The 12,234-nt window shown below is 66.7% G+C and carries 10 protein-coding genes; 4 read left to right on the top strand and 6 right to left on the bottom strand.

The genetic code is table 11. The features are described from left to right. Positions 1-2,580, top strand: a complete 2,580-nt coding sequence (gene infB / locus CK944_RS06205; protein ID WP_103172306.1) for a translation initiation factor IF-2 — start codon at positions 1-3, stop codon at positions 2,578-2,580. A 332-nt stretch (positions 2,581-2,912) separates the two neighbouring features. Here the strand turns inward: infB and mutT are convergent, their stop codons facing one another. The 3 genes from mutT to CK944_RS06190 are packed head-to-tail and all read right to left on the bottom strand — an operon-like array spanning position 2,913 to position 5,397. Beyond that, a complete protein-coding gene (mutT, locus tag CK944_RS06200) occupies positions 2,913-3,311 on the bottom strand; it encodes an 8-oxo-dGTP diphosphatase MutT (RefSeq protein ID WP_103172185.1) in 399 nt (132 codons plus the stop codon). Next, on the bottom strand, positions 3,308-4,561 hold the full coding sequence (gene argJ, locus CK944_RS06195) for a bifunctional glutamate N-acetyltransferase/amino-acid acetyltransferase ArgJ (protein ID WP_103172184.1): 1,254 nt from the start codon (positions 4,559-4,561) through the stop codon (positions 3,308-3,310). The genes mutT and argJ overlap by 4 nt, the downstream gene beginning before the upstream one ends. Beyond that, positions 4,561-5,397 (bottom strand): peptidylprolyl isomerase, encoded by an 837-nt coding sequence (locus CK944_RS06190; RefSeq protein ID WP_103172183.1) that lies wholly within the window; start codon positions 5,395-5,397, stop codon positions 4,561-4,563. Before CK944_RS06190 ends, argJ begins: the two co-directional genes overlap by 1 nt. Before the next feature lie 195 nt (positions 5,398-5,592). On the opposite strand from CK944_RS06190, the gene secA reads away from it, so the two are divergent. Continuing rightward, on the top strand, positions 5,593-8,310 hold the full coding sequence (gene secA / locus CK944_RS06185) for a preprotein translocase subunit SecA (RefSeq protein ID WP_103172182.1): 2,718 nt from the start codon (positions 5,593-5,595) through the stop codon (positions 8,308-8,310). Positions 8,311-8,351: 41 nt separating this feature from the next. Here secA and fmt read toward each other — a convergent pair whose 3' ends face one another. The 3 genes from fmt to def (CK944_RS06170) all read right to left on the bottom strand — a co-directional run bounded on the left by fmt (position 8,352) and on the right by def (CK944_RS06170) (position 10,346). After that, complete coding sequence (gene fmt, locus CK944_RS06180; protein WP_103172181.1) at positions 8,352-9,260, bottom strand: methionyl-tRNA formyltransferase; 909 nt, start codon at positions 9,258-9,260, stop codon at positions 8,352-8,354. A gap of 64 nt (positions 9,261-9,324) precedes the next feature. Beyond that, positions 9,325-9,825 carry a peptide deformylase gene (def, locus tag CK944_RS06175; protein ID WP_103172180.1) on the bottom strand — a complete coding sequence of 167 codons (501 nt, stop codon included), beginning with the start codon at positions 9,823-9,825 and terminating at the stop codon, positions 9,325-9,327. Next, positions 9,822-10,346, bottom strand: a complete 525-nt coding sequence (gene def / locus CK944_RS06170; RefSeq protein WP_103172179.1) for a peptide deformylase — start codon at positions 10,344-10,346, stop codon at positions 9,822-9,824. The genes def (CK944_RS06175) and def (CK944_RS06170) overlap by 4 nt, the downstream gene beginning before the upstream one ends. A 76-nt stretch (positions 10,347-10,422) precedes the next feature. Between def (CK944_RS06170) and CK944_RS06165 the strand changes: the two genes are divergently transcribed. Then, complete coding sequence (locus CK944_RS06165; RefSeq protein WP_103172178.1) at positions 10,423-11,622, top strand: MalY/PatB family protein; 1,200 nt, start codon at positions 10,423-10,425, stop codon at positions 11,620-11,622. Continuing rightward, positions 11,619-12,158 (top strand): murein L,D-transpeptidase family protein, encoded by a 540-nt coding sequence (locus CK944_RS06160; RefSeq protein WP_103172177.1) that lies wholly within the window; start codon positions 11,619-11,621, stop codon positions 12,156-12,158. The genes CK944_RS06165 and CK944_RS06160 overlap by 4 nt, the downstream gene beginning before the upstream one ends. Positions 12,159-12,234 lie beyond the last annotated feature (76 nt).

Raw genomic sequence — 12,234 nt, 5'->3', positions numbered from 1 at the left:
ATGAGCGACAAAGACGGAAAATCGACCCTGGGACTCGGCGGCAGCGGCCGTTCGGGCCAGGTCAAGCAAAGCTTCAGCCATGGCCGCACCAAGAGCGTTGTCGTGGAAACCAAGCGCAAGCGCGTCGTGGTGCCCAAGCCGGGCGCCACGCAGATGACGGATGCCCAGAAGGAAAAGAACCCGCTGACGGCGCGGATGGCGGGCGACCCCTCCAAGCGCCCGGCGGGCATTTCCGACGCCGAGATGGAGCGCCGGCTGAAGGCGCTTGCCGCCGCCAAGGCCCGCGAGGCCGAAGAAGCCGCCCAGCGTGCCGCCGACGAGAAGGCGCGCGAGGAAGAACGCGAACGCCGCCGGGCCGAGATCGAGGCCAAGGAGCGCGAGGACCGCGAACGCGAGGAAGCCCTGCGCCTGAAGGCCGAAGAAGACGAGCGCCGCGCCCGCGAGGCGGCCGAGGCCGCCAAGCGCAAGGAAGAACCCAAACCCGCGGAACGCCCGGCCCGTGCCGCCGCCCCTGCCGCCCGTCCGGCTGGCGCCCGTCCGGCCGCGCCCGACCGCGCCGCGATCGAGGCCGCCGCGTCCCGCGCCGAGAAGCCCGGCATCGCCACCGGCCCGCGCCGCACCGACCGCGACCGCCGCGACAGCGGCGGCGACAGCGACGCCAAGGCCAAGGCCAAGGCCGAGGACAGCCGCCGCACTGGCCGCCTGTCGCTGAACCAGGCGCTTGACGGCGAAGGCGGGCGTCAGCGTTCGCTGGCCGCGATGAAGCGCAAGCAGGACCGTGCCCGGCAGAAGGCGATGGGCAACGTGCGCACCGAAAAGCAGGTGCGCGACGTGCAGTTGCCCGAAACCATCGTGGTTTCCGAATTGGCCAACCGCATGGCGGAACGCGCTGCGGACGTGGTCAAGTCGCTGATGAAGATGGGCATGATGGTATCCATCAACCAGGCCATCGACGCCGACACCGCCGAACTGGTGATCGAGGAATTCGGCCACAAGGCCGTCCGTGTATCGGATGCAGACGTCGAACAGGTCATCGACACGGTCCAGGACCGCGACGAGGATCTGCGGCCGCGTCCGCCGATCATCACGATCATGGGCCATGTGGACCACGGCAAGACATCGCTTCTGGATGCGATCCGCAAGGCGAACGTCGTGTCGGGCGAGGCCGGGGGCATCACCCAGCATATCGGCGCCTATCAGGTGAAGACCGAATCCGGCGCCGTGCTGACCTTCCTGGACACGCCGGGCCACGCCGCCTTTACCTCGATGCGGGCGCGAGGCGCGCAGGTCACGGATATCGTGGTGCTGGTGGTTGCCGCAGACGACGCGGTGATGCCGCAGACCGTCGAGGCCATCAACCACGCCAAGGCCGCAGGCGTGCCGATGATCGTGGCGATCAACAAGATCGACAAGCCCACGGCCGATCCCGACCGCGTGCGCACCGCGCTGCTGCATCAGGAAGTCGTGGTCGAAAAGATGTCCGGCGACGTGCAGGACGTCGAGGTATCGGCAAAGACCGGCAAGGGCTTGGACGAGCTTCTGGAAGCCATCGCGCTTCAGGCCGAGATCCTGGAATTGCAGGCCAATCCCGACCGCGCCGCGCAAGGTGCGGTGATCGAGGCGCAGCTTGACGTGGGCCGTGGCCCCGTGGCCACCGTCCTGGTGCAGAACGGCACGCTGAAGCGCGGCGACATCTTTGTCGTGGGCGAGCAGTGGGGCAAGGTGCGCGCCCTGATCAACGACAAGGGCGATCGCGTGGACGAAGCCGGTCCTTCGGTCCCGGTCGAGGTTCTGGGCCTGAACGGCACGCCCGAAGCGGGCGACGTGCTGAACGTGGTCGAGACCGAGGCCCAGGCCCGCGAGATCGCGGATTACCGCAGCCAGGCCGCCAAGGACAAGCGCGCCGCAGCCGGTGCCGCGACCACGCTGGAACAGCTGATGGCCAAGGCCAAGGCGGACGAGAACGTGGCCGAACTGCCCGTGGTCGTGAAGGCCGACGTGCAGGGTTCGGCCGAGGCGATCGTCCAGGCGCTGGAAAAGATCGGCAACGAGGAAGTGCGCGTCCGCGTCCTGCATTACGGCGTCGGCGCGATCACCGAATCCGACATCGGCTTGGCCGAGGCGAGCCGCGCCCCGGTCATCGGCTTCAATGTCCGCGCCAATGCCCCGGCCCGCAATTCGGCCAACCAGAAGGGTGTCGAGATCCGCTATTACTCGATCATCTATGACCTGGTGGACGACATCAAGGCAGCGGCCAGCGGCCTGCTGTCGGCCGAGGTGCGCGAGAACTTCATCGGCTATGCCCAGATCCGCGAGGTCTTCAAGGTCACGGGCGTCGGCAAGGTCGCGGGCTGTCTGGTTACCGAAGGCGTGGCGCGCCGTTCGGCGGGCGTGCGCCTGCTGCGCGACAACGTGGTGATCCACGAAGGCACGCTGAAGACGCTGAAGCGCTTCAAGGACGAGGTGAAGGAAGTCATCTCGGGCCAGGAATGCGGCATGGCCTTCGAAAACTATGACGACATCCGCCAGGGCGACGTCATCGAGATCTTCGAACGCGAGGAGGTCGAGCGCACGCTGTAAGGCGGCGCCCGGACCCGGAACAGAAAAGGGGCGGCCTGTTGGCCGCCCCTTCTGCATTCATCGTGGTGCCTTTGAACCCAGGTCAGCGCGTGACCGGTTTCCCTTCAAAGGTGCGTGTGCCAATGCGGACCACCATGTTCCCGTTAGGGGCGAGACATTCGAAAAGCCCCTGAACGAGGATGTGGCTGCCGATCGAAATTGTCCGAATCATGTCAAGCCCTCTTGTACCCTCTGGAACTATATTGCCATAAAATGGTTACCATTGGTTTAACGAAGCAGCGAGCCGCGGCATTTTGCGGGCAAAATGCAAAGATGACCGCCGATCTGCGACCTCAAAGCCACAGTTGCAGCATCGGGATCAGCGGAACATCGGCAGGCGGCATGGGGTAATCCCGCAAATCCCTGGCCCTGACCCAGGCCAGTTTCTGTCCTTCCCGAGGATGCGGAATTCCCTGCCAGCGGCGACATGCAAAGACCGGCATCAGCAGGTGGAAATCGGGATAAGCGTGGCTCGCAAATGTCAGCGGCGCTAGGCAGGAGGTCCAGGTGTCGATGCCCAGTTCCTCGTGCAGTTCGCGGATCAGCGCGGCCTCGGGGGTTTCGCCGGGTTCGACCTTGCCGCCCGGAAATTCCCACAGGCCCGCCATGGACTTGCCTTCCGGGCGCTGTGCCAGAAGCACGCGCCCGTCGGCGTCGATCAGCGCGACGGCGGCAACAAGAACCGTCTTCACGACCGGTAATCGGCGTTGATGTCGATATAGCCGTGGGTCAGGTCGCAGGTCCAGACGGTCCGCGCCCCCTGCCCCAGTCCCAGATCGACGGCGATCACCAGATCCTGCCGCTTCATGTAGGCGCTGGCCTTTGCCTCGTCATAGGACGGCGAACGCCAGCCGTTCTCGGCCAGGACCATGTCGCCGAAGCGGATCGTCAGCCGGTCGCGGTCGGCCTGCGCACCGGACTTGCCGACGGCGGCGACGATGCGGCCCCAGTTGGCGTCCTCGCCCGCGATGGCGGTCTTGACCAGCGGCGAATTGGCGATGGCCATGGCGACCCTGTGGGCATCGGCATCCGATGCCGCGCCCGTCACCTGCACCTCGACGAATTTCGTCGCGCCCTCGCCATCGCGGACCACAAGCTGCGCCAGTTCGCGCATGACCCCATGCAGCGCCGTCACGAAACCCGCGCCTGCCCCGCTGTCCAGCGTGGTGATCGGCGCGGCCTTGCTGCGCCCGGTCGCGGCCAGGATCAGCGCGTCCGAGGTCGAGGTGTCGCTGTCCACGGTGATGGCGTTGAAGGTCCTGTCCAGGCCCGACAACAGCGCCTGCTGTAGCAACGGGGCCGCGATGGTGGCGTCGGTGAAGACATAGACCAGCATCGTCGCCATGTCGGGCGCGATCATGCCCGATCCCTTGGCGATGCCGGCGATGCGGATCTCTCCACCCTCGCCCGCCACCGTGGCCGAGGCGCCCTTGGGAAAGGTGTCGGTCGTCATGATAGCACGGGCCGCGTCTGCGATGCCGCCGGCCTCCAGCGATGCCGCCAGGTCATCGACGATGGCGATGATCCGGTCATGGGGCAGCGGTTCCCCGATCACCCCGGTCGAGGACGAAAAGACCCGATCCGCCGGGACGCCCGTCGCGGCAGCCACTGCGCCCGTCACCGCATCCACGGATTCCTGGCCCCGCGCGCCGGTGAAGGCATTGGCATTCCCGGAATTGACGATGATCGCCGCGCCTTGCGGCGCATCGCCGCCCCCGGCCAGCTTCGCCTGGTTGTCCAGGATGCAGGCCGCGCGGGTCGAGGACCGGGTGAAGGCCCCCGCCAGCGTCGATCCGGGCGCGATGCGCATCAGCGTCACGTCGGTGCGGCCCTGATATTTCACACCTGCGGCACCGCTGGCGAATTCCACGCCCTCGATCACCGGCAGGTCGGGAAAGCGGGCTGGGGCCAGGGGTGAAACGGGAAGCCCGGCCTTGCCCATTATTGCGCCTCCAGCAGTTCGGTCTTGTTCATCAGGGCGGGGTCGATGCCCTCGACCTTCTCGACCGTCGCTTCCGAGGTCAGGCGCTCGATCTCGGCCTGGACCTTGTCGCGCAGGACCATCTGGCTGATCTGGTCGCGCACCTCGTCAAGCGCCGGGGCCTCGCGCAGGCGGGTGTCGTTCAGCTTGATCACGTGCCAGCCGAATTCGGTCTGCACGGGATCCGAGATCTGGCCCTTTTCCATCGCGCTGACGGCATCGGCGAAGGGCTTGACCATCTGGTCGGCGGAAAACCAGCCCAGATCGCCCTTGTTCGGTCCGCTGGGCCCGGTCGAGCTTTGTTCGGCCAGCGTTCCGAAATCCGCGCCGCCATCAAGCTGCGTCTTGATCTCACGCGCCTTTTCCTCGGTATCGACCAGGATATGGGCGGCGGAATATTCGGTCGCAGGTTCCTCGGCCGCGAACAGGTTGTCATAGGCCGCCTGGATTTCCTCGTCGGTCGGCTGGTTCTTGGTGACCTCGGTGATCGCAGCGGCGGCCAGGGTGTTGCGCCGCTGGATTTCCAGTTGCGCGCGCACGCCGGCGTTTTCCTGGCCGGCATCGGCCACGGCGGTCTGCTGGATCAACTGGTCCAGCATGATCTCGTACAGGGCGCCGTCGCCCATCTCGGCCATCTGGGGATCCTGGGCTGCGGCCTGCTTCATCACGATCATCTCGCCCAGGGTGATGGGCGTGCCGTTGACGGTCGCGACGACCGTGTCGGCGCCCTTGTCCTGCGCCAGGACGGCAAGCGGCGCAGCAGCCAGCAAGGCGGCCAGAATCGAGGTCTTCAGCATGGGGATCCCTTCGCTCGTGCGGCCCAGGGCACGGGCCAGCGTTGACAGTGGGGCGGGCGGCGCATAGATCCCGGACCAACTCCGTGGAAGGCGCTGCCGCCGCTTTCGTTCAGGCCCCTGATACGGCAATGCGGCAGGTCGCGGCAATAGCCCGGCAGACACCGCCTTTCCCAACAACGTGATTGCGAAGGTAACATGCTCGGCATCGGAAATCTGGCGAAGAAGGTCTTTGGAAGCCCCAATGACCGCAAGGTCAAGGGAACGCGCGGGCTGGTGGCCCGCATCAATGCGCTGGAGGATCAGTTCCGCCCGCTGACCGACCAGCAGCTGGTCGAGAAGACCCGCGAGTTCCAGTCACGCGTGGCCCAGGGGGAAAGCCTGGACGACATCCTGCCCGAAGCCTTCGCCAACTGCCGCGAGGGCGCGCGCCGCGCCCTGGGCCTGCGCGCCTTCGACGTGCAGCTGATGGGCGGCATCTTCCTGCACCAGGGCAACATCGCCGAGATGAAGACGGGCGAGGGCAAGACCCTTGTCGCGACCTTCCCCGCCTATCTGAACGCCCTGACCGGCAAGGGCGTCCATGTCGTCACGGTCAACGACTATCTGGCGAAACGCGACGCCGACTGGATGGGCAAGGTCTTCCGCCAGTTGGGCATGACCACGGGCGTCGTCTATCCCTTCCAGGCGGAACCCGAAAAACGTCAGGCCTATGCCGCCGACGTGACCTATGCCACCAACAACGAACTTGGCTTCGACTATCTGCGCGACAACATGAAGGGCAGCGTCGAGGAAATGGTCCAGCGCGGTCACAACTTCGCCATCGTGGACGAGGTGGACAGTATCCTGATCGACGAGGCGCGGACGCCGCTGATTATCTCCGGCCCCAGCCAGGACCGCAGCGAACTGTATGTCACGCTGAACCAGTACATCCCGCTGCTGACCGAAGAACACTACAAGCTGGACGAAAAGGCCCGCAACGCCACCTTCACCGAGGAAGGCAACGAGTTCCTAGAAACCCGCCTACAAGCCGACGGCATCCTGCCCGAGGGCCAGACGCTCTATGACCCGGAATCCACCACCATCGTCCATCACGCGAACCAGGCCCTGCGCGCCTGGAAGCTGTTCAACAAGGACCAGCACTACATGGTCCGCGACGGCGAGGTGATGCTGATCGACGAATTCACCGGCCGGATGATGAAGGGCCGCCGCCTGTCCGATGGCTTGCACCAGGCCATCGAGGCCAAGGAAGGCGTGACCATCCAGCCGGAAAACGTCACCTTGGCCAGCGTGACCTTCCAGAACTACTTCCGCCTTTACAACAAGCTGGCGGGCATGACCGGCACCGCCGCGACCGAGGCCGAGGAATTCGCCGAAATCTACAAGCTGGGCGTGGTCGAGGTTCCAACGAACCGCGGCATCGCGCGCCAGGACGAACATGACCGCGTCTATCGCACGGCGCAGGAAAAATACGCAGCCGTCGTCGAGGCGATCAAGGAAGCCCATGCCAAGGGCCAGCCGACCCTGGTCGGCACCACCAGCATCGAGAAGTCCGAGATGCTGTCCGAGATCCTGAAAAAGCAGGGCATCCCCCACAATGTCCTGAACGCCCGCCAGCACGAGGCCGAGGCCCAGATCGTGGCCGACGCGGGCAAGCCCGGCGCCGTCACCATCGCCACCAACATGGCCGGCCGCGGCACCGACATCCAGTTGGGCGGCAACGTGGAAATGAAGGTGCTGGCGGCGCTTGCCGCCGACCCCGAGGCGAACCCCGACGAAATCCGGGCCCGGATCGAAGCCGAACACGCGGCGGACAAGGAAAAGGTGCTGGCCTCGGGCGGGCTGTTCGTGCTGGGCACCGAACGCCACGAAAGCCGCCGGATCGACAATCAGCTGCGCGGCCGCTCGGGCCGCCAGGGCGATCCCGGCCGGTCGCTGTTCTTCCTGTCGCTGGACGACGACCTGATGCGGATCTTCGGATCCGAACGGCTGGACAAGGTCCTGTCCACCCTGGGCATGAAGGAAGGCGAGGCGATCGTCCACCCCTGGGTCAACAAGTCCCTGGAACGCGCCCAGGCCAAGGTCGAGGGCCGCAACTTCGACATCCGCAAGCAGTTGCTGAAATTCGACGACGTGATGAACGACCAGCGCAAGGCGATCTTCAGCCAGCGCCGCGAGATCATGGACAGCGCCGAGGTGGACGAGATCGCCGCCGACATGCGCCACCAGGTCATCGACGATCTGGTCGATGAATTCATGCCGCCGAAATCCTATCCCGAACAATGGGACCTGGACGGCCTGAAAACTGCCATCCGTGAACGGCTGAACATGAACCTGCCCGTCACCGACTGGGCGGCCGAGGAAGGCGTGGACCAGAACGCGATGCGCGAACGGATCGAGCAGGCGACCGATACCTATATGGCCGACAAGGCGCAGGCCTTCGGGCCGGAAAACATGCGTAACATCGAAAAGCAGGTGCTGCTGCAGATGATCGACCAGAAATGGCGCGACCACCTGCTGACGCTGGAACACCTGCGCTCGGTCGTGGGCTTCCGCGGCTATGCGCAGCGCGATCCGCTGTCGGAATACAAGACCGAAGCCTTCCAGCTGTTCGAGACCATGCTGGACGGGCTGCGGTTCGACGTGACGCAGCGCCTTGCGCAGATCCGCCCCCTGACCGAGGCCGAGCGCGAGGAAATGCTGCGCCAGATGGCCGAGCAGCAGAAGGCCGCGCAGGAACACCTGACGATGGAGCATGGGGCCGAGCGCCAGTCCGACGACGATGCGGACAAGCCCCAGCCCGTGGTCGCGGGCTTTGACGAACAGAACCCCGCCACCTGGGGCAACCCGTCGCGCAACGATCCCTGCCCCTGCGGATCGGGCAAGAAGTTCAAGCACTGCCACGGCGCGATCTGACGCGCTCTGTTCCGGCCGGATGGGGTTCTACCCCGCCCGGCCTAATCCAACCGTGTGGGAAGCTCCCATCCGCGCAGCAATTCCCGGGCCGACATCGGCCTTTTCCCCGACCGCTGCGCCTCCAGCACCTCGACCGCACCCAGTTCGTCCGTGCCAGTGCCGCAGGCGATGGTAAATCCTTCCAGCACCTCTCCCGGCGCGCCCTGCCCCGCAACGACCCGGCTGCGCAGCAGCTTCACCCGCTCGCCCGCGATCTCGCACCAGGCGCCGGGAAAGGGCGACAGGCCCCGGATCAGCCGGTCCACCTCGGCGGCCGGGCGGGTCCAGTCCACCCGCGCCTCGGCCTTGTCGATCTTGGCGGCATAGGTCACGCCTTCGGCGGCCTGCGGTACGGCGGGCAGCGGCAGCCGATCCAGCACATCCACGACCAGGTCCGCCCCCATCGCCGCCAGACGGTCATGCAGGTCGGCAGTCGTCTCCTCGGCCCCGATCACGGTCCTCGCCTCGGCCAGCACCGGCCCGGTATCCAGCCCCGCCTCCATCTGCATGATGGCAACGCCGGTTTCCGCATCCCCTGCCATGACCGCCCGATGGATCGGCGCCGCCCCCCGCCAGCGCGGCAGAAGCGAGGCATGAATGTTCAGGCATCCCAACCGCGGCGAATCCAGCACCGGCTGCGGCAGGATCAGCCCATAGGCCACCACCACCGCCACATCCGCCCGCAGGGCCGCGAAATCCGCCTGATCCGCCGCATCGCGCAATCGTAGCAGCGTTCGTACCTCGATCCCCAGTTCCTCGGCAGCACGATGGACGGCTGATGGCCGGGGCTTCTGCCCCCGCCCTGCGGCCCGCGGCGGCTGCGAATAGACCGCCACGACCTCATGCCGCGCGGCGATCGCCCGCAAGGCCGGCACCGAAAACTCGGGCGTTCCCATGAAGATCACGCGCATCCTGCCCTCATCTTCTGTGTCCAAATATCCTCGGGGGGTCCGGGGGGCGAAGCGCCCCCGGCGGTCACCGCCGCGCCAGCTTCGCCGATTTCGCGACCAGCATCTTGCGCCGCAGGGGCGACAGGTGATCGACATACATCCGCCCGTCCAGATGGTCGATCTGGTGCTGCACGCTGGTGGCCCACAGGCCCACGAAATCGCGCTCCTCGACCTCGCCCGCCTCGTTCAGGAAGCGCACCGTCACCGCGCGCGGTCGGCTGACCGGGGCAAAGACGCCGGGCAGGTTGGGGCTGGCCTCGTCATGGCTGCGGAACTGGACGCTGGCGTGCAAGACCTCGGGGTTGGCCATGCGCACCGCCTGCCCCCGCTTCTCGGACGCATCCACGACCGCCAGCCGCAGCATGATCCCGATCTGCGGCGCGGCAAGGCCCACGCCCGGCATCGCCTCCATTGTGTCCACCATGTCGTCCCAGATCATCCGCACCGTCTCGGTCACGGCCTCGACCGGATCGGCCGGGATGTGCAGGCGGCGGTCGGAATAGGGCAGGAAGGGCCGGACGGTCACGCGCGGCCCTTTTCCCGCTTCAGCTTGACCATGCGGCGCGTGATCATCTGGCGCTTGATGGCGGACAGGTGGTCGATGAACAGCACGCCGTTCAGGTGGTCCAGCTCGTGCTGCGCGCAGGTCGCCCACAGCCCGTCGAACTCTTCCTCATGCGTCTTGCCGTCCAGGCCCAGCCAGCGCAGCCGCACCTGTTTCGGTCGGGTCACATCGGCATATTGATCCGGGATGGACAGGCAGCCTTCCTCATAGGTGTTCAGCTCATCGGATTCCCAGGTCACCTCGGGGTTCACCAGCACCAACGGGCGGCGCTCGGCCTCGGGGTCGCGGGTGGCGTCCATCACGAAGACGCGGGACAGCACGCCCACCTGCGGCGCGGCCAGACCCACGCCCGGCGCGTCGTACATGGTGGCCAGCATGTCGGCGGCCAGCGTCTCGATCTCGGGCGTGATGCGGGCCACCGGCTCGCAGACCTTCTTCAGGCGCGGGTCGGGATGGATCAGGATGGGGCGCAGGCTGCTCATGTCCCGCGATTTAGGGCAAGGCTTCACCATAAGCAACAACCGGCATATGCATGGGGAAACAGCGACAGGCAGGACCATGAACCAGCACAGCCATCCCCGTCCCGACTTTGACGAGATCATCGACCGCGTGGGCACCCGCTGTTCCAAATGGGACGACATGCAAGGGGCCTATGGCGTGTCGCCCGATGATGGCGGGCTGGCGATGTGGGTGGCCGACATGGACTTCCGCCCCCCTGCCGCCGTGCAGCGGGCGGTCGAGGATGTGGCGGCCCACGGCGTCTACGGCTATCCCGGCGCGAACCGGCCCTATCTGGAGGCGATCCGCTGGTGGATGGAAAACCGCCACGGCTGGAAGATCGACACCGACTGGATCCTGACCTGCGCGGGCCTGGTGAACGGCGTGGCGATGGCGCTTGACGCCTATACCGAAGCTGGCGACGGCGTGATCGTGATGTCGCCCGTCTACCACGCCTTTGGCCGCGTCATCCGTGCCTCGGGCCGCGAACTGGTCGAACTGCCGCTGGCGCAGGAAGACGGCCTCTACCGCATGGACTGGGACGCCTGGGAAAGCCGCCTGACGGGATGCGAGCGTCTGCTGATCCTCTGCTCGCCCCACAATCCCGGCGGCCGCATCTGGACGCCCGAGGAGTTGCGCCAGGTCGCCGATTTCTGCATCCGCCGCGACCTGATCCTGGTGTCGGACGAAATCCACTGCGACCTGGTCATGCCCGGCTACAGGCACAGCGTCACCGCCACCGTCTGCCCGGACATCGCGGACCGGCTGGTCACGCTGACCGCCGCCACCAAGACCTTCAACATCGCGGGCGCCCATATCGGCAACGCGATCATCGCGGACAAGGCGCTGCGCGACCGCTTCAAGGCGGCGCTGATGGCGCGCGGCATCTCTCCGGGCCTCTTCGGGATGGACATGGTCACCGCTGCCTATTCGCCCGAGGGCGCGGCCTGGGTCGACGCGCTTGTGGACTATCTCGACGGCAACCGGCGGATCTTCGACGCGGGCATCCACGCGATCCCCGGCCTGCGGTCCATGCCCCTGCAGGCAACCTACCTGTCCTGGGTCGATTTCTCGGGCACCGGCATGACGCCCGCGGAATTCACCGCCCGCGTCGAAAAGGCCGCCCGCATCGCGGCCAACCACGGCGCCACCTTCGGCACCGGGGGCGAGGATTTCCTGCGCTTCAACCTCGCCACCCCCCGCGCCCGCGTGGCCGAGGCCGTGGAACGGCTGAAACAGGCCTTCGCCGACCTGCAATGAGGCTGCTCGGGCGCCTCTTTTCCGCGCTGACGGCGTTGTTCCTGCTGGCGGCAGCCTGGATCATGCTGGCGCCGCAGCGTCCTGCGCCCGTCCCGCCGGTCACGGCGCCGCTGGTCGGACCCGTCGATCACATCGAGATCCGCAAGTCCGCCCGCCGCATGACCGCCTTCCGCGACGGTCAGCCGCTGAAAACCTATCGCATCGCGCTCGGCTTCGAACCGGATGGCGACAAGCGCCGGCAGGGCGACGGCAGGACGCCCGAAGGCCGCTTCACCATCGACCGCGTGAACCCCGCAAGCGCCTATCACCTGTCGCTGGGCATCGATTACCCGCGCCCGCAGGACCGCGCCCGCGCCGCGGCGTCCGGCATCGACCCGGGCGGCGACATCTTCATCCACGGCCAGCCCAATCAGCGGCCCGACGGCGAAACCCTGCCCGGCGACTGGACGGCGGGCTGCATCGCCGTCAGCGACGCGGAAATCCGCGAACTCTACGCCGCCGCCCGCATTGGCACGACCGTCGAGATCCTGCCCTGACGCAGCGCTTTCACTATGGTTCAAATATCCCACGGGGTCCGGGGGTGTGAAACCCCCGGTGCCGCGTTGCAATCCC

Source organism: Paracoccus sp. SY, assembly GCF_002901215.1.
Classification (GTDB): Bacteria; Pseudomonadota; Alphaproteobacteria; order Rhodobacterales; family Rhodobacteraceae; genus Paracoccus; species Paracoccus acridae.
Note: the sequence above shows the minus strand (reverse complement) of the source record. Positions and strands in the feature narration are given on the sequence as shown.